Below are 23162 nucleotides of genomic sequence, written 5' to 3' on the forward strand. Positions count from 1 at the left end.
CGCGACGTCTCTTGCCGTCCGCTTGGGCGTTGGATGCCGTTTCAGCCGCGTCCCGGCAGGACCGACGGCTCCGACCGGCTGCGCACCGGGCCGGGCTGAACGACGCCGCCGAGGACGTTGCGGATCTGCGCGGCGAGCAACGGCTTCTGGTAAGGCTTCTGGATGAAGCGGATGTCGAGCGGCAGGCTGGCGCTCTCCACCAGGAAATCGCGCGCGTAGCCCGAACAGAACAGGACCTGCAACGCCGGCTGCCGGGCCTTGGCGACGGCGGCCAGGGCAGGGCCGTTCATGCCGCCCGTCAGGATGATGTCGGTGAACAGCAGATCGAACGCCGTCCCGTCCAGCAGGACCAGCGCCTCCTCCGCCGAGGCCGCCGGCACCGCCCGGTAACCCAGCGCCGTCAGCATGTCGACCGTCGTCAGGCGGACGGCGGGGTCGTCCTCCACCACCAGGACGCGTTCCGGACCGCCCTCGACCGTGCCGGGATCGCGCGGCAGGGCCAGCGTCTCCGGCAGCATGCGGGCGCGCGGGAAGGCCATCGCCACCAGGGTGCCGACGCCGGGCTCGCTCTGGATGTCGACCTTGCCGCCGGACTGGCGGACGAAGCCGTAGACCATCGACAGCCCGAGCCCGCTGCCCCGGCCGAAGCGCTTGGTGGTGAAGAAGGGCTCGAAGACGCGGGACAGCACGGCGGGCGGCATGCCGCTGCCGTCGTCGCGCACCGAGAGGACGATGGCGTCGCCCCCGTCCTGCGCGGCGGCTTCGGTGGCGATGACGATGGTGCCGCCGTCCGCCAGCGCGTCGCGGGCGTTGACGACGAGGTTGAGCAGGGCGTTCTCCAACTGGCCCGGATCGACCAGGGCGGGGGCCAGCCCCGGCGTCAGCGCCGTCTTCAGGACGATGCCGCCGCCCAGCCCGTAGGCCAGCAGGTCGAGCATCCCCTCGACCAGCTCGTTGAGGTCGACCGCCTGCGGCTGCAACGCCTGCTGCCGCGAGAAGGCGAGCAGGCGCTGGATCGTCGTGGCGCCCCGCTCGGCGGCGTCGAGCGCGCGCAGCGCCTTGCCACGCACGGGATCCTGCTCGGCGGTCTCGTCGTGGATCATCTGGAGGTTGCCCATGATCGCGGCGAGCAGATTGTTGAAGTCGTGGGCGATGCCGCCGGTGAGTTGGCCGACCGCCTCCATCTTCTGGGCGTGGCGGAGCTGCTTCTCGATGTCCTTGCGCTCGGTCAGGTCGGAATAGGTGGTGATGAAGCCGCCGGACGGCATCGGGCTGCTGTGCAGCTCGACCACCCGGCCGTCGGGGAAATGATGCTCGCAGCGGACCGCCTGCTCGGCGCGCCGCCGGGTCAGCGCCTCCAGGTCGATGCTGCTGCCGTCGAGCAGACGGATGCCGACCCCGCGCCGCAGCAGGTTGCGTTGCAGCTCCGCCAGGTCGCGCCCGGCGACGTCGGCGGGGGTGAAGCCGTTGAGGTCGAGAAAGCGGGGATTCCAGGTGACCAGCCGGCCGTTCTCGTCGAACACCGACAGCCCGTCGTTCATGTTGTCGAACACGGCCTCCAGCATGCGCGAATTCTCGCCCAGCTTGCGGGCCAGCGCGTCGCGTTCGGCGACGTTCTCCTTGAAGACGCTGAAGGCGCGGGCGAGGTCGCCGATCTCGTCCGGCCGGCCGGTGGCCGGGACGCTGACCAGCCGGTCGCCGCCGGCCAGCGCCGACATCGCCCGCGTCACCGCCCGCAGGTTGCCGGCGACGTCGCGCATGACGTAGACCGCCGCCGCGATGGCCGCCAGCGCGCAGAGCGCACCGAGCGCCAAGATCCCGGCCTTGCCCGACGACAGGGCGGAGAAGGTGGCGTCGCCCCGGCTGCGCGCCGCCGTCTGCATCGCGGTGGCGACGCTCTCGACCTCGCGGTTCAACTGCACCGACAGGGTGTTGGCGGCGGCGACCAGGAAGCGGCTGCGCTGTTCGATCCCGAGCTGGCGGCCGCGGATGTCGAAGACCGCCCCTTGCGCGTCGAGCACGGCCAGGAGCTGGTCGAGCGAGGGGGCCATGATCGCCAGCGCCGGGGTTGCGGTGTCGATCGCCCGCAGCCCCTGCCGGTCGGCGTCGAAGCCGGCGCGCCAGCGGGCGAGGTCGGCCGGGCTGGTCGTCGTCAGGGCGGCCGAGACGGCGTCGCGCGTGCGGTCGGCCAGCCGCAGGACCGAGAAGGGCAGGGGCGGCGTTCCCGTCGCCTCGAAGCCGGGATGCTCGAAGGTCCGCGCCGCCGCGCCGGCTAGCGTCTCGCCGAGGATGCGCTGGCGCTCCAGCCCGAGGCGGATCGCCGCCGCCTCCGCCCGCACGGCGATGGATTCGCCGGTGACGTCCATCAGATTGCGCAGCGTGCCGTCGAGCCGGCCGGCGAGCCGGACCAGCGACGGCACGTCGGACGGGACGTGCAGGGAGGCGCGCTCCAGGCCCGGCAGCCGCTGGACCAGCCCCGTCAGGTCGGTGAGCTTGAGTTCGAGCTGGCTGCGCTCCTCGTCGAGGCTGGGCGTCGCCTCGATGGCGGCGATGAAGGGGGCGCGGGCGGCCAGCCCGGTGTTCAGCTCCGCCATCCGCATCGCCAGCGCGATGTTGCCCAGCCCCTCGCGTTGCAGGGACAGCAGGGCGCGTTCCGTTTCGCCCAGCCCGAACCAGCCGACCCCGCCGACCGCCGTCGTCAGGACCACCATGGCTCCGAAGGCGGCGAGCAGCCGGCCGCGAACGCTAACGGGGGACAGCATGCGTCTGACCATCGGGTTGGAGGCTACCGCCGGCCGCCCCGCCGGCGCCAGCGGGAAACGCGCCGGCCAGCGCGCGACGGGTCAGCACGCGGCCGGTCGACACGCGCCGTTCAGCGCGCGACGGCGGCGATGCCGTCGCCGGTGAAGGTCGCCAGCGCGGCCGCGCCCGCCGGCACCGGGTTGGCGACGTTGGGATCGACGACGAACAGGTCGCCGAACTCGCTGACCAGCCCGTATTCCATGTGCGAGCCGAGATAGGTCGCCTTGCGGACGGTGACCGGGATGCCGTCGCCGCTGCCGTCGCCGACCGTGCCGGGCCGCAGGCGGATCGCGTTCGGCCGGATGGCGAGCAGGACCTCGCCGGCCGGCAGGCCGGTGTCGGGCACCGACAGGGTCAGCCGGCCGAGCGCCACCGTGGCCGTCCCGCCGCCGCGCGCGACCAGCTCGCCGTCGAGCAGGTTGGCGCCGCCGATGAAGTCGGCGACGAAGCGGTTCTTCGGCCGGCGGTACAGCTCGTCCGGGGTGCCGGTCTGGGCGATCACCGACTTGTTCATCACGATGATGCGGTCGGAGACGGCCAGCGCCTCCTCCTGGTCGTGGGTGACATAGACGGAGGTCAGGCCGAGCTTCTGCTGAAGCTCGCGGATGTCGTCGCGCATCTTGCGGCGCAGCTTGGCGTCGAGGTTGGACAGCGGCTCGTCGAACAGCAGCACCTCGGGCTCCAGCACCAGGGCGCGGGCGACGGCGACGCGCTGCTGCTGGCCGCCCGACAGCTCGCTCGGCAGGCGCTGGCCGTAGCCGCCAAGCCCGACCAGCTCCAGCCCCTCGGCCGCGCGGGCGGCGGCGTCGCGCTTGCGCACGCCGCTGACGACCAGCCCGTAGGCGACGTTGTCGGCCACCGTCATGTGCGGGAACAGGGCGTAGGACTGGAACACCATGGTGACGTTGCGGTCGGTGGCCGGCAGCCGGGTGACGTCCTTGCCGCCGATCAGGATCGTCCCGCCGCTCGCCATCTCCAGCCCGGCGATCATGCGGAGCGTGGTGGTCTTGCCGCAGCCCGACGGGCCGAGCAGGGTGACCAGCGTTCCCGCCTCGATGGTGAAGCTGACGTCGTCGACGGCGGCCGTGTTGCCGTAGCGGCGGCTGACGTTGCGGAACTCGACGCCCGCGGCCTTGCTGGCGATGCTCATACCGGCTTCTCCTGAAGCGTGACGGGGGTGGCGGTGCGGCGGCCGATGCGGCGCTCGCCGACGGCGAACTGGATGAGGGCGATGACGACCGACATCAGCACGATCAGCGCCGAGCTGTAGGCGATGGCGAGGCCGAAATCGCCCTGCTCGACGCGGCCGACGATGTAGGCGGTGGCCAGCTCGTATTTCGGGCTGACCAGGAAGATCACCGCGCTGATCGAGGTGATGGCCCGCACGAAGCTGTAGACCAGCGAGGCGACGATGGCCGGGCGCAGCAGCGGCAGGATCACCCGGCGGATCGTCTGCACGCTGCCGGCGCCCAGCGTCAGCGAGCATTCGTCGAGGCTGCGGTCGATCTGCGACATGGCGGCGACGCCGGCCCGGATGCTGACCGGCATGTTGCGGAAGACGAAGCAGATGATCAGGATGGTGATGGTGCCGGTCAGCTCGATCGGCGGCTGGTTGAAGGCGAGGATGTAGCTGATGCCGATCACCGTGCCGGGGATGGCGAAGCTCAGCATCGTCAGGAACTCGAAGGCGCCGCGGCCGGCGAAGCGCTGGCGCACCAGCAGATAGGCGGTCAGCAGCCCGACGGCGGCGGTCAGCGGCGCCGACAGGGCGGCGACCTCGATCGTCGTGAACAGCGAGCCCCAGGCCCGGCCCGACCAGATCAGGCCGCTGGGCCCCCAGCTCAGGTCGAAGGCCGCCAGGTAATGGCGCAGGGTCAGGCTGTTGTTGCGGCCCCAGTTCTCGGTGAAGCCGCCGAACAGGATCAGGCCGTAGAGCACGAAGGTGAAGGCGGCCCAGGGCAGCGCGGTGGCGTAGGCGGCGATCTTGACCCCGCGCGGAAGCTGCGACGGGATGCCGTTGTCGCCCTTGCCGCCGACCGTCGCGTAGGATTTCTTGCCGAGCCATTGCCGCTGCACCCAGAAGGCGCCCAGGCACAGGCAGAGCAGGATGATGCCGAGCGCCGCCGCCCGGCCGGGGTCGTTCTGGGCGCCGACGACCGCGAAGTAGATCTTGGTCGACAGCACCTCGAAGTTGCCGCCGAGGATCAGCGGGTTGCCGAAGTCGGCGAGGCTCTCGATGAAGCTGATGAGGAAGGCGTTGGCGACGCCGGGGCGCATCAGCGGCCAGGTGACGGTGCGGAAGGTGACCCAGCGGCTGGCCCGCAGGGTCTGCGCGGCCTCCTCCAGCGACGGGCCGATGCCCTGCACGACGCCGATCATCACCAGGAAGGAAATCGGCGTGAAGGCCAGCGTCTGGGTCAGCAGCACGCCGGGAAGCCCGTAGATCCAGCGCGAGACCGGGATGCCGAACCACTCCGCCAGCCCCAGGGTGACGGTGCCGTTCCGCCCGAACAGAAGGATCACGGCGAGGCTGATGACGAAGGGCGGCGTGATGATCGGCAGCACGGTCAGCACGCGCAGCAGCTTCTTCGCGCGGAAGCCGGTGCGCACCGCCACCAGCGCGAAGGCCAGCCCGAGCAGGGTGGTCGCGATGCCGGTCATCACCGCCAGGAAGACGCTGTTCCAGACGACGCCGCAGGACTTCGCCTCGGTCAGGCAGGACAGGCGCCAGATGTCGGGGGCCGCCAGCCGCGTCCACAGCGCCGCGGCCGAGAAGCCGCCCGTGCCGGTGTCGCCGGCCCCGCTCAGGACGTAGCCGACCGGCAGGAAGACGAAGGCGGCGATGGCCGCCAGCACCAGCCCGATGGCGCCCGCCGTGAAACGGTCGCCCTTCATGAAGCCGAGCCCGGCGAAGCCGTTGGTCATCAGGAACAGGAAGGACAGCGCGGTCAGCGCCGCGCCGGCGCCGTAGCCGCCTTGGCCCAGCGGCAGCGGGCCGAACAGGGCGGCGAGCCATCCCCAGGCCCAGCCGTCCAGGCCGATGGCGAAGCCCTGCGCCGCGACCCAGGCCAGCCCGAAGGCGCCGCCGGCCAGCAACACCGCCGGCTGCCGGGCGCGGAGTCCGGGCAAGGCGGTGACGGCCAGCGCCAGAAGCAGAGGCAGGGCGACGGGCAGGAGCCACCAGCGCCCGTTGGTCAGCCCGTCGATCAGGGCGGAGCCGGCCGGGCCCGGGGACGGCGGCGCGAGTGCGGGCTGGGTGCCGCTGCCGGCGAACCAGGGCAGCAGGGCGAAGCCCACCCACCCCAGCGCCAGCCAGACTGCTGAACGAGGACGCATCACATCACCTGCGGGTGTTGGCGGACCGGGCGCGGCCCGCCCTTCTCCCCGGAAGGGAAGGGCGGGCGGAAGCCTCAGGTCGAAAAGAAGGGCCGGAAAGCGGCTACTTGGCGACGGCCTTGATGTCGGCGTCCCAGCGCGACAGCAGGCGCTTGCGCTCCTCGGCGGTGCCGTATTTCTGGAAGTTGTAGTCGATCAGCCGGATCGCCTCCAGCTTGGGGGCTTCCGGCGGGGTCGCCGATTTCCGGTTGGACGGCATCTGGAACTGCTTGGTCTCGGCGCCGGTGGCCTGCCCCTCCGGCGACAGGGCGAATTCGTAGAAGGCCTTGGCGGCGTCGAGGTTCTTCGTGCCCTTGATGATGCTGACCGACCCGATCTCGTAGCCGGTGCCCTCGCAGGGGGCCGAGACGTCCACCGGGAAGCCGTTGATCTTCTGGTTGATGCCGTCGTGCATGAAGACGATGCCGACCAGCGTCTCGCTGCGCGCGACGGCGGCGGAGGGCGCGCTGCCGGACTTGGTGTACTGGTTGACGTTGTCGTTCAGCTTCTTCAGGTAATCGAACGCCCCATCCTCGCCCAGGACCTGGACCAGGGTGGCCAGCGCGGTGTAGGCCGTGCCGGACGCGTTGGGGTTCGCCATCTGGATCTCGTCCTTGAACTCCGGACGCAGCAGGTCGGCCCAGCATTTCGGGGCGTTGATCTTGCGCTTGGCCAGAAGCTCCACGTTGTAGACGAAGCCCAGCGCGCCGGCGTAGATGCCGACGCTGCGGCCCTGCGACTGCTTGTGCTGGCTCAGCGCCCAGGGCTGGAGGTCGGCCTGCTGCGGGCTTTCGTAGGGAAGGGTCAGCCCTTCCTCGGCGGCCTGGAGATGCGGGTCGCCGGGGGCGCCCCACCAGACGTCGGTCTTCGGGTTGGCGGACTCGGCGCGGATCTGGGCCAGCGCCTCGCCGGCGCTCTTGCGGCTCATGGCGACGGCGGTGCCGGTCTTCTTCTCGAAGGCGACGGCGATCGCCTTGCACCATTCCTCCTGCACGCCGCAGAGGACGGTGAGGGTGCCCTGGGCGGAAGCCGGATGCGCGGCAAGCGCAACCAAGGCGCCCAGGCCGAGACCGGCGGATTTGATCCAGTTGCCTGCGGATGTCACGGAGCACTCCTCCCTGGAGTTCGGAACTGTTCTTTGATGACGGCGCGTTTGTTCGTCCGGCCAGCGTAAGCGGCCATGGTGAACGGCGGATGTCACGCTTTCAGGGAGCGGCTGTAATCTTGTTAACGGAACCGGGCCAAGCAGACGCCGGTCAGGGGCCGAACGCCTCGATGTCGCAGTCGAAGACGTAGCCGAGCCCGCGCTCGGTGCGGATCAGCCAGGGCTGCTGCGGGTTGCGCTCGATCTTGCGGCGCAGGCGCAGGATCAGCACGTCGATGGTGCGGTCGAAGACGTCGTCGCGGTCGTGGTGGGTCAGGTCGAGGATCTGGTTGCGGCTGAGCACCCGGCCATGGGCGCGGACCAGGGCCAGCAGCAGGTCGAACTCCGCCACCGTCAGGGTCACCGGCTTGCCGGCCGGGTCGAACAGCCGCCGCCCGTCCTCGTCCAGCGTGAAGCCGGCGAAGCGGTAGCCGCGCCGGCAGGGCGCCGGGACGGGAACGCTCTCGCGGGCGGTGCGGCGCAGCACCGCCTTCACCCGCGCGATGAACTCGCGGTTGTTGAACGGCTTGACGATGTAGTCGTCGGCCCCGACCTCCAGCCCCATGATGCGGTCGATGTCGTCGCCGCGCCCGGTCAGCATGATGATCGGCACGTCCATCGTGCCCCGCACTTGTGCTGCGATGGAGATGCCGTCGCGGTCCGGCAGCCGCAGGTCCAGCACGATCAGGTCAAGCCGGCCGGATGCCAGGACCGCCATCAGCGACGCCGCGTCGGGGCAGCGGACCGTCTCGTAGCCTTCGCCGGCCAGCAGGTCGGCGACCATGGCGAGGACCGCCGGATCATCCTCGACGACCCCGATCGTCAGGCGCTTGCCGCCATTCGGTGACGTGTTCGATGACATCCTGCCCGCCCGGTGATGAGGGCGCAGGATCGCATTCCTTCCCGCCACGATCAACAGATCTGGGCGGGACCGGCGGGACGGTGTTCAGGTCGCGGCGGTTTACGGTGTGGCGGCGGTGCGTCTCCATCGCAAGCGGAGCAGCGGGTAGGGCCTCCCGTCGTCGTCGGTCTCCGAGCGGCCGTGCACCGCGAAGCCGAGGCGTTCGTAAAAGCCCCGGCCGGATTCGTTCTGCTCGTTCACGTCCACCGTGACGTCGTCCCGGCCTTGGCGGAGATGGTCGACGAGCCTGCGGCCGAAGCCGCCGCCCCGGCTGCCGGCGTGGACGAAGAGCGCGTCGATGTGGTCGCCGGAAGCCCCCAGGAAACCGTGTGGGACATCGCGCTCGTCCACGGCGACCAGAAGGTCGGCGGTCGGCAGATAGGTGGTTCTCACCAGATCGCCGATCTCAGCGAAGTGCCTCGGCGTCAGGAAATGGTGCGTCGCCAGGACGGCGCTGCGCCAGATCTCGGCGTTGCGGGCGAGATCGTCGGCGCGTGCGGCGCGAATCCCGATCATCAGCCGCCCCTGCCGTCCCTGAAGACATGCAGGGCGGCGTATTGCAGCAGCATAATGGTCTTGCCATCGCGGATGCGGCCGTCCTCGATCATCCGCAGCGCCTCCTCGATCGTCGGCTCCAGCCGTTCGATGTCCTCGCCCTCGTCGGCGTTGCCGCCGCCGTCGGACACCCTGTCGGTCGCCGAATAGGCGCCGATGAAGAAGTGAAGGCGCTCGGTCACCGATCCCGGACTCATGAAGGCGTCGAAGATCGGACGGACGTCGGTCACGCGGTACCCGGTCTCCTCCTCGACCTCGGCCTTGATGCGCTCCTCGGGGCTCGCGTTGTCCAGCAGGCCCGCGGGCGCTTCGATCAGCAGGTCGTCGTGGCCGTTGACGAAGGTCGGATAACGGAATTGTCTGGTCAGGACCACCGTGCGCCGGGCCGGGTCGTACAGCAGGATGGTCGCGCCGTTGCCGCGGTCGTAGGTTTCCCGGCTTTGCCGCTGCCAGGCGCCGTCCCCTCTCAGAAAGCTGAAAGTCGTCTTCTTCAGGACGTACCAATCGTCCGACAGAGTGGTCACGTCCTCGATCCGAACCCGGTGGGATACCGTCATGCCCGCCTCCCAAATCCACAAACGTGCACGATCTTGCATGAAATCTTCATGTCATGCAATATCGTGCGGAGATCGGAACGAGGAACCTCCATGCTGACGACCGAACGGAAAGCTCTCATCCTGGCCACCCTTGCCCAAGAGGGCCGCGTGGTGGCGAAGGGCTTCAGCCAGAAGCTCGGGCTCTCGGAGGACACGATCCGGCGCGATCTTCGCGAACTGGCGGCCGAGGGCCTGCTTCAGCGCGTCCACGGCGGGGCGCTTCCCGCGTCGAAAGCGCTCGCGGACCTGCCGACTCGCCGAAAGCTCTCCGTCGACGACAAGGCGGCGATCGCCAAGGCTGCGGCCGGCATGGTCAGGAATGGCCAGATCGTTTTTCTCGATGGCGGCACCAGCGCCGTGGCGCTCGCCCGTGCTTTGCCCCTAAACCTTCGGGTGACGGTTGCCACCCACAGCCCGGACGTCGCGGTGGCGCTCCTCGACCATCCGGGCGTCGAGGTGGAACTCATCGGCGGCCGCATCTACAAGCATTCGAACGTCGCCGTGGGGGCGGTGGCGATCGAAGCCATCTCCCACATCCGTGCCGACATCTATTTCATGGGCGTCACCGGAATTCATCCGGAGCATGGATTGACCACCGGGGACCGGGAGGAGGCGGCGATCAAGCGCGCGATCGGTCGTCAATCCGCCGAAACCATCGTCCTTGCCTCACGGGAGAAGCTCGGCGCCGTCTCGGCCTACGGCGTTGTCGGTCTGGACGAGGTCGATGCGCTCATCGTGGAAAAGAGTTGTCTGGCTGATGCCCTGAAACCTTATGAGCAACGAGACGTCTCGATAATTCGCGCTTCTTTTGAGTAATTATAAAAATCACTTTTGAAGCAATTTGGATATTTTGAACAAATTGATGAGAGTGAGATGAGCAATTGTTGTTTCATGAAATTGGTTGGATCGTAACACTTCATTTCCCTCTGCCGATTCGGCTTTGACGCAGCGGATGATGAGCATCCTTTGCGCCAATCTTCATGGCGTCGTTCTGGGCGGTGGCATTGTGGCCTGGCACATCCAAGCGGGCATGATTGCGGTCGGTACGCCGACATGCACGCCCGCATGGACCACTGCCGGAGGCGGTGACCCGCTCACACCGGCAGCTTGCGCAGGCTCGCCACCGCCGTCATGACGCCCCGGATTTCCGCCAACCCGCGCAGGCGGCCGATCATCGGGTAACCGGGATGGGTCGGCTTGCCGACATCGTCCAACAGCTCGTGGCCGTGGTCGGGGCGGAAAGGAAGCCGCCAATTGTCGTTGCCGGAATCCTGGCGGCGCTTCTGCTCCTCCAGCAGGGTGGTGACGACCGACACCATGTCGACGTCGCCGCCGAGATGATCGGCTTCCTGGAACGATCCGTCCGATTCCTTCGCCACGTTGCGCAAATGGACGAAGTGAATGTCGGCGGCGAAGCGCCGGGCCATTTCTGGCACGTCGTTGGTCCGCCCGGCGCCCAGCGAGCCGGTGCAGAAGGTCAGACCGTTCGATGGGGATTTTTGGGCGTCGATGACGTGGGCGAGATCGTCGGCGGTGCTGACCACGCGGGGCAGACCGAACAGGGGACGCGGCGGGTCGTCGGGGTGGATCGCCATGCGAATGCCGACCTCCTCGGCGGTGGGAATCACCTCGCGCAGGAAGCGGGCCAGGGTCTCGCGCAGGCCGTCGGCGGTCATGCCCCGGTAGCGCGCGATCATCCGGCGCAGGCCCGGAACGTCGTAGCGGTCGAAGGCTCCCGGCAATCCGGCCATGATGTTGGCGAGCAGCTTGGCGCGCTCGCTTTCCGACGAGCGGTCGAACCAAGCCTTGGCTCGCGCCAGCACCGCGGGATCGTGGTCGGCCTCGGCGTCGGGGCGCTCCAGCATATAGACGTCGAAGGCGGCGTGCTCGAAGGCGTTGAAACGCAGCGCGGTGCCGCCGCCGGGCAGCGCCGCCGCCAGATCGGTGCGGGTCCAGTCCAGCACCGGCATGAAGTTGTAGCAGATCGTCCTGACCCCGCAGGCGGCGAGGTTGCGCATCGACTGCCGGTAATTGTCGAACAGTTCGGTCAGATCGCCTTCGCCGATCTTGATCGCCTCGGAGATCGGCAGGCTTTCCGTCACGCTCCAGCGCAGGCCCAGCGACGGATCGGCGGCGATCTCCGCCTTGCGCTTCTCGATCTCCTCGACCGACCAGACGACGCCGTAGGGGATGTGGTGGAGGGCGGTGACGATGCCGGTCGCCCCGGCCTGACGGATGTGGTTGAGCTTGATCGCGTCGTCGGGGCCGAACCAGCGCCAGGTCTGTTCCATGGCTTGAACTCCTCAAGGCAGAATTCGTCCGTCACCGGTCCGGTGAAGCGCGGGCAGGCTTCCTCGTTGGACGAGACTCACATTCTTGTATGGCAGTATGGCGAAGAACGCCGTGGCGGGCAACATGAACTGTTGGAGATGCTGTTTGTTTGTTGTTCGTCGATTTGCGGAGCCGAACGGCGGCGTCGAGGGCGAACCGATGCGGTTCACCCCGTCCTGCGGCCCGCCGAGCGCCCGCGGGGGGCGGGCTTGCCCGTTTTCGGCCCGCCGCCGCCGGCCACGTCGTGGTTGAACAGGTCGGGGAACTTGCCTTCCAGCTCGGGCAGGGAGGTGAGGATCTCGCGCAGGTGCAGGCTCATGGCGGCCTCGGCCTTGGCCGGGTCGCGGGCGGCGATGGCCTCCAGCACCGCTTCGTGCTGCGCGATCAACCGCTTGACCGGCGTGGCGTAGGGCATGCTGAGGTAGCGCACCCGGTCCATCTGGGCTTTCGTCTCCTCGACGATGCGCCACGCGTATTCGCAGTCGGCGCCGAGCGCGATGGTGCGGTGGAAGGCCTCGTCGAGTTCCAGGAACCGGTCGGAACTGGGATCGGAATCGGACGCGATGGCCCATTGCGCCTTCAGGTTGGCGCGCAGATCCATGATGCCGGCGGGGGTGATCCGGTCGCAGGCCTGCCGAACCACCGCGACCTCCACCGCCTCGCGCACGAAGCGGGCATCGAGCACCTGCTTGACCGAGATCTTGACGACGAAGGTCCCGCGTTGCGGCCGGATGATCAGCAGACCGGCCTCGCTCAGCTTGATGAAGGCCTCGCGCACGGGCTGGCGGCTGACACCGAGCTGGTCGGCGATCTCCTGTTCCGACAGGGCTTGGCCGGGCTGGAAATGCATCGACACGATGGCGGTGCGCAGTGTGCGGAACACGCTGCGGGTGATCGGCTCCGCCGAATCGACGTCGATCCTGCTCAACTCCGGCACAAGATCACTCCCTTCAAGCAAGGCGTGCACTCAACATGGATGAACGGCCTGCTTGTTGCGGCGGCACTATCAGACCTGAGGGAAAATACTACCATACCAGATCTTGGGCAAGCACGGTTGGTTCTTGTGTTCTTGCGAAGGGGCGGCGCGGCGTTGAGGGCCGGGACGCGTGGCGGCAGCGAAGAGCTGGCCAGCCATTCGAACCGCTGAGAACGCAGATAATCGTTTGATCGCACATATCTCGTATGGTAGTATGCTTAGGTCCGGATATGGCATCGGTGCGCGCAACACGCCCGCCTCTCCGGGATGGGGACTCAAAGGCCGGGCGGCACAGGATGCGCCTGCCTCCAGAAAAATCGAACGAACCAATCGGGAGGGTGACGTGACACGTGTCTCCACTGGCTCTTTCATGGTCGCGGCGACCGGCGTCGTCGCGGCATTGGCGCTGTCGGCGCCAGCGCGGGCCGAACTTCCGGCCCTGCCGAAATCGGCGCAGGTCATCACCATCGTCGACGCCGCCGGCAATCTGGCGCTGACGCAGAAGGCGATCGAGAACTACCGCAAGGATCATCCCGACGTCGTTTCCCGCTTCGTCCTCACCAAGGCGCCGTCGCCCGAACTGCCCGGCAAGATCAAGGCGCAGCAGGCGGCCGGCCGTCTCGACATCGACATGATCCTGGTCGGCCCCGACGGGCTGGCCGCCGGCATCGAGCAGAAGATCTGGGAACAGACCATCCCGCAATACACCGAGAAATTCCCGAACCTGGAGAAGAACTACCTGCCCGGCGCGGCCGACATGCAGAAGGCCTTCAACGGCTACGGCGTCGTCGTGAACTACTACCCCTCCGGCCCGCTGATCGAATACGCGCCGGAGCGGGTGAAGAACCCACCCAAATCGGCTGAGGAGCTGCTGGCCTACTGCAAGGCCAACCCCAACAAGTTCGCCTACGCCCGCCCGGCCAACTCCGGTCCGGGACGCACCTTCATCATGGGTCTGCCCTACATCCTGGGCGACAAGGATCCCAAGGATCCGATCAACGGCTGGGACAAGACCTGGGCCTACCTGAAGGAGCTGAACTCCTGCATCGAATACTACCCGTCGGGCACGGGGGCCACGATGAAGGAGTTCGGCGAGGGCACCCGCGACATGGTGGTTTCGACCACCGGCTGGGACATCAACCCGCGCGTGCTGGGCATCGTGCCGAAATCGGCCGAGGTCACCGCGCTGAAGGGGTTCCACTGGGTGGTGGACGCCCATTACATGGTCGTGCCGAAGGGGTTGTCGAAGGACAAGCTGGCCGTGGTGCTCGACGTGATGGCCCATCTGCTGAAGCCCGACCAGCAGGCCTACGGCTATGACGAGGGCTATTTCTACCCCGGCCCGGCGGTGAAGGACGTGCCGCTCAGCATGGCCCCGCCCGAAAGCCAGGAGGCGATCAAGAATTTCGGCCGTCCCGAATACGAGGCGCTGATCGCCGGCGCCCCGCTGGAACGCCCGCTCGACGCCGACAAGCTCGTCGCCGCCTTCCGCAAATGGGACGAAGAGATCGGCGCCGCGAAGACCAAGTGAAGGCGGTGTGTTGAGCCGAACGGCGAGGGTGTGGCCACGCTTGCCCCCTCCCTAACCCTCCCCCGCTTCGCGGGAGAGGGGACTGCCGCCGAGCGCCGACAAGCGTCCTGCCCCCTCTCCCGCCGCAGGCGGGGGAGGGATGGGGAGGGGGCATTCCGACATCCTGAGAAGGAACCAAGAGCATGGCCCGGCACGACCCGAGCAAGGCCGCCGCGTCCGGCGGCAATTTCGAGGCGCTGCACCTCGACCGCATCACGCGGCGCTTCCACAACATGGTCGCCTTGAACGAGCTGTCGCTGACGGTGCGGCGCGGCGAGTTCATCGCGCTGCTCGGTCCGTCCGGCTGCGGAAAATCGACGGCGCTCAACTGCCTGGCCGGGCTGATGCCGCTGTCGGGCGGCCGGATCATGCTCGACGACCGCCGCATCGACACGCTGCCGCCCGAACGCCGCGGCTTCGGCATGGTGTTCCAGAACTACGCGCTGTTCCCGCACATGTCGGTGCGCAAGAACATCGGCTTCGGGCTCATGATGCGCAACGTCCCGGAGAAGGAGGCCGCGCGGCGGGTCAACGAGACGCTCGACCTCGTCCAGCTCCAGGCCCACGCCGACAAGCTGCCGGGCCAGCTTTCGGGCGGGCAGCAGCAGCGCGTCGCCATCGCGCGCGCCATCGTCGTCAACCCGCCGCTGATCCTGATGGACGAGCCGCTGTCCAACCTGGACGCCAAGCTGCGGCTGGAGATGCGCCACGAGATCCGCCGCATCCACCACGAGGTGCAGCGCTCCACCATCTACGTCACCCACGACCAGGACGAGGCGCTGTCGCTCGCCGACCGCATCGTCGTCATGCAGGACGGGGTGGTCCAGCAGATCGGCACCCCGGAGCAGCTGTACAACGCCCCGGCCAACCTCAACGTCGCCCGCTTCATGGGCTACCGCAACGTCATCGCCTTCGACGCGTGCAGCCCGCTCGACGGGCGGCGGATGCAGGTTCACCGCAACGGCGTCACGCTGAACGCGACCTTGCAAGGCGACGTCGCCGGCCACCGCTGCACCGTCGCCATCCGCCCGGACGACCTCCGTATCGGCGATCCGGAGAACGATCCGGAGGGGGCGAACAGCTTGGACGGCCGCGTCATCGAGGTCGAATATTGCGGTCGCGACTGGCTGGTCGACGTCGACACCGCCATCGGCGTCCTGCACGCCCGCATTCCGCAGGCCGCCACCCCCGGCCAGCGCATCCGGCTGGTCCTGCCGGCCGACCGCGTGCTGGCCTACCCCCAGGGCCGCGACGCGGCCATGGCCGTCGCGGCGGAGTGACGCCATGACATCCTCCAACCAAACGGCTTGGGGCCACGCCTGGGGGCGCCTGACCGGTTCCGCCCGGCGCGGCGGCGACGATGCGCCCGCCCCCTTCGACCGGACCCTGCTGCTGCTGGTCCCCGGCATCCTGATGGTGGTGCTGCTGTTCGTCTATCCGTTCGCCTACGGCCTCGTCCTGTCCTTCACCCCGGCCGAGGGCGGGCCGTTCAAGAACTACGTCGAGTTCTTCAGCCAGAGCCGGCTGTGGGGGACGATCTTCACCACCCTGTGGCTGGCGCTGCCCTCGACGATCCTCAACATCGCGCTGGCGGTGCCGATCGCCTTCAAGATGCGGGTGCCCTTCGCCGGGCAGCGGCTGCTGACCACCGCGCTGGTGGTGCCGATCACGCTCGGCACCGTGCTGGTGGCCGAGGGGCTGCTGACCTATCTGGGACCCCAGGGCTGGTTCAACCGCATCCTGATGGCCGGCCACCTGATCGCCCAGCCGTTGCAGCTGACGCACAACTACTGGGGCGTCATGCTGTCGCTGATCATCACCGGCTTCCCCTTCGCCTTCCTGCTGATCCTGTCGCACGTCACCGGCATCGACCCGTCGCTGGGCAACGCCGCGGCGTCGCTGGGCGCCCGGCCCTTCGCGCAGTTCCGCCACATCTACCTGCCGCTGCTGGCCCCCGGCCTCGCCATGACCTTCTGCCTGGTCTTCGTCCAGGCCTTCTCCGTCTTCCCCTCGGCGGTGCTGCTGGGGGCGCCGGCCGGGCCGACGCGGGTGATCTCCATCGCCGCCTACGAGGCCGCCTTCGAGAGCTACGATTACTCCATGGCCTCGGCCATCGCGATGGTCATGGGCGCGGTCCAGCTGATCATCATCGTCGCCGTGCTGGTGGCGCGCGGCCGGTTCTACCGGGGCCCGGCCTCTGGAGGGAAAGCATGACGCAGGACACTCTGAAGGGAAACCCCGCGCTCGACCGGACGCTCGGGCTGCTGTGGAGCAGCGTCGTCTGGGGCTTCATGGGCTTCTTCCTGCTGAACATGGTCGGCATCATCGGCTCGGTGGCGGTCAATTCGGTGGCGACGCGCTGGCTGCGCAGCTGGCTGCCCGACGGCTACACCTTCCGCTGGTACAGCAGCGCCTGGGCCGAGTTCCAGTTGGGCGAGGTGCTGACCGTCACCATGCAGGTGGTGCTGGCGGTGGTGCTCATCTCCGCCCTGATCGGGGTGCCGGCGGCCTACGCGCTGGCGCGGCGCGAGTTTCCCGGCAAGCGGGCGGTGATGCTGCTGTTCCTGCTGCCGTTGCTGGTGCCGCCGATCACCTACGGCATCCCGCTGGCGACGACGCTCTACCAGTTCCACCTGGGCGGCACGTTGACCGGCGTCATCCTGGCCAACCTCGTGCCGACGGTGCCCTTCGTCATCCTGACGATGACCCCCTTCATCGAGCAGATCGATCCCCGGCTCGAAGCGGCGGCGCGCGTGTTCGGCGCCGGCACCTTCAGCGTCTTCCGCCACGTGCTGGTGCCGCTGCTGGCGCCGGGCATCCTGGCCGCCTGCCTGCTGGTGCTGGTGCGCACCATCGCGATGTTCGAGCTGACCTTCCTGACGGCGGGCGGCGACAGCCAGACGCTGGTGGTGGCGCTCTACTACTCGGTCTTCGCGGCGGGCGTCCGCGCCGGCCAGTCGGTGGACGCGATGGCGGTGCTCTACATGCTGACGACGCTGTTCTGGCTGGTCATCGCGCTGCGCTTCGTCGATCCGACGCAGATCGTGGCGCGGGTCAAGAAGCAGCCGAAGGGGGCCTGACGCGGCGTTGGCGCCGGCTGCGCCGGCCCACCGCCTTCCCACCGAGGTCACCGCGACAACGGCGTGGCGGTCACCTCGGTCTCCTCCATCCGGCGGCTGATCAGGTCGCTGGGGCCCTGGAGATGCTCGCGGACCAGGAACTCCACGCGGCTGCCCTGGCGGCGGACGATGGCGTCGAGGATGCGGCGGTGCTCGTCGTTGTAGGCGCGCAGGGTGGCGCGGTCCCGCTCCATCTCCAGAACGTCGTCGATCTTGGGAACCCGGTAGACGAGCTGGAACATGCGGCTGAACAGCCCGTTCGGGACCAGCGCCATGAGGCCGTTGTGGAAGCGCTGGTTGAGCTGGCGCCACTGGTCCAGCCCGCTTCCTTCCAACAAGCCCTCGCCGCCGACCAGCGCCTCGGCGCGCTCCAGCCCGGCCCGCAGGGTCCGCTCGACATCCGCCGGCAGCCCGCGCTCCGCGACGATGCGGCAGCCGTGGCCTTCGAGCAGGCCGCGCATCTCGTAGCTTTCCAGCAGGTCGCGCAGGGTGAACTGGCGCACGGTGTAGCCGCGGTTGGTCTCGTAGGTGACCAGTCCCTCGCGCTCGGCCGCCACCAGCGCCTCGCGCACCGGCGTGCGGGAGACGCCGAAGCGGGTGGCCAGCTCCGTCTCGCGCAGCTTGGTGCCGGGAGGCAGCTTGCCTTCCAGAACCTGGTTGCGCAGGGCGATCATGATGGAGCCGACCTGTTCGGAGCGGTAGGGTTCCGCCGCCTTGGTCTCTTGGAACTCGGACATGGGCATCCTCCAGCGTGCGGCGGCAAGGCCGGCGGACCGGGCGGTTGGGTTCTAGCTGCGGCGCAGGACCCGCACAAGCAGAACGCTGAGCAGGATGGTCCCGAACAGGCGCAGCGTCTGCAAGGTCAGGATGAAGGGCACGTCGGCGGCGCTGCCCAGCGCCACCACCGTGACCGAATCCAGCCCGCCCGGGCTGGTGGCGAGATAGGCGGTCAGCGGGTCCTTGCCGGTGAGCGCGCTGAGCATCCAGGCCGACCCGACCGACAAAGCCACGAGGCCGAAGGTGGACAGCAGCATCACCGGCACCGACGCCACGAGGTCGCGCAGCAGCTCGCGGCGGAAGCGCAGGCCGGTGGTCCAGCCGATGATGGTGAAGGCGACGGCGATCAGCCAGCTTGGCGCGTCGAGCGCCACGAATCCCGACATGTTGAGCGTCCCGCCAAGCAGGATGGGACCGAGCAGCGGCCCCGCCGGCAGGCGCAGCACGGTCCCGAGCCAACCGCCGAGCAGCGCCACGGCCACCAGCGCCAGGGTGGAGACCGGCGTTGCCGCCGGGACGGCCAGTGGGGTTGCGGGGGCGAGCCCGGGCGGGGTGCCCAGCAGGAAATGGCAGGCGAGGGAAGCCAGCACGACGACGACGACGACCCGGAGGTATTGCATCACCGCGACGAAGCGGGGATCGCCGCCGAAGTCGCCGGCCATGGCGATCATCGCCGGGGCCGCCCCCGGCATGGTCCCCCATAGGGCGGTGCCGACCGGCAGCCGGCCCGACCGCTCCAGCAGCCAGCCGACCAGGACGGCGCCGGCCATCATGGTCGCCAGCGCCATCAACATCGGGAACCAGTGCAGGGCGACGTCGTGGAGGATCGAGGCGTCGAGCGACCGCGCCACCACGCCGCCGGTCAGCGCCTGGGCGAGCCACAGGGAGCGCTTGGGCAGCTCGATGGTCGAGCCGCGCACCCCCAGGATGACGGCCGCGCACATCGGGCCGAGCAGCACCGCGCCCGGCAGGGCGACCGACGTGAACAGCGCGGTGAACAGGAGGGTGGCGACCGCCAGCAGGCACCACTGGAGGGGGATGGACAGGGAACTCATGATGGACGGTCTGTCGGGTGGCGCGCCACCGCTCCTTGAGAGGTGTAGGGGAGGCCTGAGCCCTTCTCCCCTTGAGGGAGAGGGGTTGGGATGAGGGGTATCCGCCGAAGGCGGAAGATTTGCGCCCCCTCACCCCAACCCCTCTCCCACAAGGGAAGAGGGGCTTTAAATCGCTTTCCGGGTCAGACCGCTTCCGCCATCTGCGCCTCGACATGGGCCATCACCTCGGCCACCGGCAGCACGTCGCCGTATTTGGCGTTCATGTCGAACAGCGCCGCCTCGTGCGGGGCCGGGTGGCGGTCGCCGACGCACTCCGCCGGGACGATGACGCGGAAGCCGTGCGACACCCCGTCCACCGCCGTGGCGCGGACGCATCCGCTGGTCGAGCAGCCGGTGACGATCACCGTGTCGCACTCCAGCACGCGCAGCATGGTGCTGAGCGGCGTGCCGAAGAAGGCGGAGGAGTGGTGCTTCACCAGCACGATGTCCCCCGGCTCCGGCGTGACGCGGGCGTCGAAGCCGGCCAGCGGGTTGTCGGCGGTGAAGGCGCGCAACGCCGGGATCTTCTTCACGAACATCCCGCCCTCGCTGCCCGCCTCGTCGTAGACGACCTTGGTGTAGATCACCGGCAGCCCGGCCCGGCGCGCGGCGGCGTAGAGCGGGACGCTCGCCTCCACCGCGTCGACCACGCCCTGCCCGAAGAAGGGCGCGCCGGGCTTGGTGTAGAAGTCGATGAAGTCGATTGACAGCACGGCGGCCTTGCGGCCGAAGCCGATCCGGTTCTGGAAGACGTTGGAGTAATTGTCCTTGAGCTCTTCGGTGACGCTGAACATGGGGCTTCGCCTTCAGGCTGATTGCAGGGGGATCGGGCGGATGGGCGGATGGCCGATGTCCTGGAGGACGGCGGCCGCCACCTCCGACCGGCTTTCGGGAGTCTCGGGGAAATGGCAGGCGACCTGATCGGTCCCGCCGCCGCAGGCCCGCAGCGCCGGCTCTTCCATCAGGCAGGCGCGCGGCAGCAGGGCGTCGCCGCTGCGCTCGGTCGGCACGCCGCCGCCGGACGCCACCAGCCGGGCGCGGTAGCAGCGGGGGTGGAAGCGGCAGCCCGGCGGCACGCTGGTGGCCGAGCCGATCTCGCCCATCGCCACCGAGGTGCGGCGGCGCTTGCGCATCCGCAGGTCGGCGATGGGGACCGCCGCCAGCAGCGAGACGGTGTAGGGGTGCAGCGGCCGGCGGTAGAGCGTGTCGCGCGACGCCAGCTCCACCAGCTTGCCGAGATACATCACGGCGATGCGGTGGCTGACGTGGCGGACCACCGCCAGATCATGGGCGATGAACAGGTAGGACAGACCGCGCTCGCGCTGGATGCGCTGGAGCAGGTTGATGATCTGCGCCTGGATCGACACGTCGAGCGCCGACACCGGCTCGTCCAGCACCAGGATCTTCGGATCGAGCGTCAGGGCGCGGGCGATGCCGATGCGCTGGCGCTGGCCGCCGGAGAACTGGTGCGGGTAGCGGTCGGCGTGCGACGGGTCGAGCCCGACCAGGCTCATCACCCCCGCCACCTTCTGCGGGCTGTCGGTGGGGTCCCACAGCCCGTGGACCTTCAGCGGCTCGCCGATGCTCTGGCCGATGGTGACGCGGGGGTCGAGCGAGCCGTAGGGGTCCTGGAACACCATCTGGATGTCGCGGCGCATCGCCTGCATTTCGGCCTTGGGCAGGTCGGTGACGTCGCGGCCGTCCACCAGCAGCCGGCCGCCGCTGGGCTCCACCAGCCGCAGGGCGAGGCGGCCGAGCGTGCTCTTGCCGCTGCCGCTCTCGCCGACCAGCCCCAGCGTCTCGCCGGGGTGGATCGTCAGCGAGACGCCGTCCACCGCCCGCACCGGGGTGCCGGCCTTGCGGAACAGCCCGCCGCGCCGAGTGAAGACGCGGGAGGTCTCGACCAGCTCCAGGGCCGGCGGCGGCCCGGCGTCGGTTCCGGAGGATGCGGTGCGGACTTCGCTCATCGGGCGGCCTCCATCTGGTCGAGCCGGTCGGCGTGGAAGCAGGCGCTGCGATGCCCGGCGCGATCGCCGGCCAGCGGCAGCGGCCGCTTGGTGCAGCAGTCGGCGCGGCCATGGCCCAGCGTGCAGCGCGGCTCGAAGGCGCAGCCCGGCGGCAGGCGGGCGACGTTGGGCGGCTGGCCCTCGATGGCCGGCAACTCCTCGTCGACCGGGCCGTCCAGGCGCGGGATGCTGCGGAACAGCGCGCGGGTGTAGGGGTGGCGGGGGGCGGAGAAGACCTCCTCGATGGATCCCACCTCCACCAGCCGGCCGGCGTACATCACGGCGACGTCGTCGGCGTAGCGGGCGACGAGGCCGAGGTCGTGGGTGATCAGCACCAGCGCCATCCCCGTCTCGGCCTGGAGGTCGGCCAGCAGGTCGAGGATCTGGGCCTGCACCGTCACGTCGAGCGCGGTGGTCGGCTCGTCGGCGATCAGCACCTTGGGCGACAGGGCGATGGCCATGGCGATCAGAACGCGCTGGCGCTGGCCGCCGGAAAGCTGGTGCGGGTAGTCGTCGATCCGCCGGGACGGGTCGGGGATCTGCACGCGGGCCAACAGTTCCACCGCGCGGGCGCGGGCGGCGGCGCGGCCGAGGCCGCTGTGCGCCCGCAGCACCTCGACGATCTGCTCGCCGATGGTGAAGACCGGGTTCAGCGCGGTCAGCGGGTCCTGGAAGATCATCGACACCACCGCACCGCGCAGGCGGCGGAGCTGCTCGGGCGTCCGGCCCAGGATCTCGGCGCCGCCGATCCGCACCTCGCCGCGCTGGACCCGGCCGGGGGACGCGACGAGGCCGAGCGCCGACAGGAAGGTCATCGACTTGCCCGAGCCGGATTCGCCGACCACCGCCAGCGTGCCGCCGTCCCGCACGGCCAGCGAGATGCCGTCGATGACGGTGATCGGGCCGTCGTCGCCGGGGAAGACGGTGGTCAGGTCGCGCAGCTCCAGCGCCACCGGGCGGGGGGCCGGAACCGGAGCGACCGGCGGGGGAGGGGCGACGGACAGGTTGGGATTCGCCATGGAAAGCCTCACAGCATCTTGCCGGACGAGCGGCGCATCTGGGGATCGAGCGTGTCGCGCAGCCCGTCGCCCAGCAGGTTGAGGGCGACCACCATCACCGCGATGCACAGGCCGGCCGACAGCGAGATCACCGGGTTCGACGCCAGGAAGCTCTGGCCGTCGGCGATGACGTTGCCCCAGGTCGGGGCGGGCGGCTGGACGCCGAGGCCGAGGAAGCTCAACCCCGCCTCGGCCAGGATCGCGGTGGCGGCGCCGATGGTCGCCACGACGATCACCGGCGGCAGGCTGTTGGGCACGACGTGCAGGAACAGCAGCCGCAGGTTGCCCATGCCGATGGCGCGCGACGCCTCGACGTAGGGGCGCGGCTTGATGGTCAGCACCACCGCCCGCATCACGGCGGCGACGCGCGGGGTGTAGGCGAGCGCCACGGCGACGATCACCGATTCCAGCGACGAGCCGCGCACCGCCACCAGCGCCAGCGCCAGCAGGAAGCCGGGGAAGGCCAGCAGGATGTCGATGACCGAGACGGTGACCCGCTCGACCCAGCCGCCGAAGAAACCGGCGACGGCACCGACCACCATGCCCAGCGACAGCGACAACACCATCACGGCGACGGCGACCTGCAACGAGGTGCGGGTGCCCCAGATCAGCCGGGACAGCACGTCGCGGCCGAACTGGTCGGTGCCCAGAAGATGCTGGGCCGAGGGCGGGGCCAGCGTGTTGCCGAGGTCGGTGTCCAGCGGCGACCACGGCGCGATCCAGGGCGCCGCCACGGCGATGGCCAGCATCGCCGTCAGCAGGATCGTCCCGATCAGGAATCCCGGATGGCGGAAATAGCGCATCAGGGACGACCGCCGGGGCGGGGCGGAAGCGGTAACGGTTGCGGACATGGGCGGG

At 69.3% G+C, this 23162-nt stretch carries 20 protein-coding genes; 5 read left to right on the forward strand and 15 right to left on the reverse strand.

Annotation, left to right across the window (positions count from 1 at the left end):
• Nucleotides 1-41 precede the first annotated feature (41 nt).
• The 7 genes from EJ913_RS05585 to EJ913_RS05615 form a co-directional block, all read right to left on the reverse strand.
• Entirely contained in the window at nt 42-2762 is a 2721-nt protein-coding gene (locus EJ913_RS05585; protein WP_185909692.1) for an ATP-binding protein, read from the reverse strand.
• Nucleotides 2763-2872: 110 nt separating this feature from the next.
• Nucleotides 2873-3952, reverse strand: coding sequence for an ABC transporter ATP-binding protein (locus EJ913_RS05590; protein WP_126995645.1), 1080 nt, complete (start codon nt 3950-3952; stop codon nt 2873-2875).
• Complete coding sequence (locus tag EJ913_RS05595) at nt 3949-6138, reverse strand: ABC transporter permease (protein WP_126995647.1); 2190 nt, start codon at nt 6136-6138, stop codon at nt 3949-3951. The genes EJ913_RS05590 and EJ913_RS05595 overlap by 4 nt, the downstream gene beginning before the upstream one ends.
• A gap of 103 nt (nt 6139-6241) precedes the next feature.
• Entirely contained in the window at nt 6242-7282 is a 1041-nt protein-coding gene (locus EJ913_RS05600; protein ID WP_126995649.1) for an ABC transporter substrate-binding protein, read from the reverse strand.
• 151 nt (nt 7283-7433) lie between these two features.
• Nucleotides 7434-8183, reverse strand: coding sequence for a response regulator (locus tag EJ913_RS05605; RefSeq protein WP_126995650.1), 750 nt, complete (start codon nt 8181-8183; stop codon nt 7434-7436).
• 99 nt (nt 8184-8282) lie between these two features.
• Nucleotides 8283-8738 carry an acetyltransferase gene (locus EJ913_RS05610; RefSeq protein WP_126995652.1) on the reverse strand — a complete coding sequence of 152 codons (456 nt, stop codon included), beginning with the start codon at nt 8736-8738 and terminating at the stop codon, nt 8283-8285.
• Nucleotides 8738-9334: an NUDIX domain-containing protein gene (locus EJ913_RS05615; protein ID WP_126995654.1), complete on the reverse strand. Its 597-nt coding sequence runs from the start codon at nt 9332-9334 to the stop codon at nt 8738-8740. The genes EJ913_RS05610 and EJ913_RS05615 overlap by 1 nt, the downstream gene beginning before the upstream one ends.
• 90 nt (nt 9335-9424) lie before the next feature.
• Here EJ913_RS05615 and EJ913_RS05620 point away from each other — a divergent pair, with 90 nt between their 5' ends.
• A complete protein-coding gene (locus tag EJ913_RS05620; protein ID WP_126995656.1) occupies nt 9425-10189 on the forward strand; it encodes a DeoR/GlpR family DNA-binding transcription regulator in 765 nt (254 codons plus the stop codon).
• Between the two features lie 278 nt (nt 10190-10467).
• On the opposite strand, the gene uxuA is transcribed toward EJ913_RS05620, so the two are convergent.
• Together uxuA and EJ913_RS05630 are read right to left on the reverse strand one after the other, a co-directional pair.
• The gene (gene uxuA, locus EJ913_RS05625; RefSeq protein WP_126995658.1) at nt 10468-11664 is read right to left on the reverse strand and encodes a mannonate dehydratase; all 1197 of its coding nucleotides are present in this window, start codon (nt 11662-11664) and stop codon (nt 10468-10470) included.
• 206 nt (nt 11665-11870) lie between these two features.
• Nucleotides 11871-12641, reverse strand: a complete 771-nt coding sequence (locus EJ913_RS05630; protein ID WP_244939255.1) for a GntR family transcriptional regulator — start codon at nt 12639-12641, stop codon at nt 11871-11873.
• Between the two features lie 382 nt (nt 12642-13023).
• On the opposite strand from EJ913_RS05630, the gene EJ913_RS05635 reads away from it, so the two are divergent.
• From EJ913_RS05635 to EJ913_RS05650, 4 genes are all read left to right on the forward strand, one after another.
• Complete coding sequence (locus tag EJ913_RS05635) at nt 13024-14211, forward strand: extracellular solute-binding protein (protein ID WP_244939256.1); 1188 nt, start codon at nt 13024-13026, stop codon at nt 14209-14211.
• A 182-nt stretch (nt 14212-14393) separates the two neighbouring features.
• Nucleotides 14394-15530 (forward strand): ABC transporter ATP-binding protein, encoded by a 1137-nt coding sequence (locus EJ913_RS05640; protein ID WP_126995660.1) that lies wholly within the window; start codon nt 14394-14396, stop codon nt 15528-15530.
• 4 nt (nt 15531-15534) lie between these two features.
• Nucleotides 15535-16464 (forward strand): ABC transporter permease, encoded by a 930-nt coding sequence (locus tag EJ913_RS05645; protein WP_238519034.1) that lies wholly within the window; start codon nt 15535-15537, stop codon nt 16462-16464.
• The gene (locus EJ913_RS05650) at nt 16461-17330 is read left to right on the forward strand and encodes an ABC transporter permease (RefSeq protein ID WP_126995662.1); all 870 of its coding nucleotides are present in this window, start codon (nt 16461-16463) and stop codon (nt 17328-17330) included. The genes EJ913_RS05645 and EJ913_RS05650 overlap by 4 nt, the downstream gene beginning before the upstream one ends.
• A 47-nt stretch (nt 17331-17377) precedes the next feature.
• Here the strand turns inward: EJ913_RS05650 and EJ913_RS05655 are convergent, their stop codons facing one another.
• From EJ913_RS05655 to EJ913_RS05680, 6 genes are all read right to left on the reverse strand, one after another.
• Nucleotides 17378-18106 (reverse strand): GntR family transcriptional regulator, encoded by a 729-nt coding sequence (locus EJ913_RS05655; RefSeq protein WP_238519035.1) that lies wholly within the window; start codon nt 18104-18106, stop codon nt 17378-17380.
• 51 nt (nt 18107-18157) lie between these two features.
• Nucleotides 18158-19201, reverse strand: a complete 1044-nt coding sequence (locus tag EJ913_RS05660) for an AbrB family transcriptional regulator (protein ID WP_126995663.1) — start codon at nt 19199-19201, stop codon at nt 18158-18160.
• Between the two features lie 182 nt (nt 19202-19383).
• Nucleotides 19384-20034 carry an isochorismatase family protein gene (locus tag EJ913_RS05665; protein WP_126995665.1) on the reverse strand — a complete coding sequence of 217 codons (651 nt, stop codon included), beginning with the start codon at nt 20032-20034 and terminating at the stop codon, nt 19384-19386.
• A gap of 12 nt (nt 20035-20046) precedes the next feature.
• On the reverse strand, nt 20047-21207 hold the full coding sequence (locus EJ913_RS05670; RefSeq protein ID WP_126995667.1) for an ABC transporter ATP-binding protein: 1161 nt from the start codon (nt 21205-21207) through the stop codon (nt 20047-20049).
• Nucleotides 21204-22265, reverse strand: coding sequence for an ABC transporter ATP-binding protein (locus tag EJ913_RS05675; protein WP_185909693.1), 1062 nt, complete (start codon nt 22263-22265; stop codon nt 21204-21206). Before EJ913_RS05675 ends, EJ913_RS05670 begins: the two co-directional genes overlap by 4 nt.
• A gap of 8 nt (nt 22266-22273) precedes the next feature.
• On the reverse strand, nt 22274-23155 hold the full coding sequence (locus EJ913_RS05680) for an ABC transporter permease (RefSeq protein ID WP_126995669.1): 882 nt from the start codon (nt 23153-23155) through the stop codon (nt 22274-22276).
• Between the last annotated feature and the right edge of the window lie 7 nt (nt 23156-23162).

The sequence above is a fragment of the Azospirillum doebereinerae genome (assembly GCF_003989665.1).
Classification (GTDB): Bacteria; Pseudomonadota; Alphaproteobacteria; order Azospirillales; family Azospirillaceae; genus Azospirillum; species Azospirillum doebereinerae.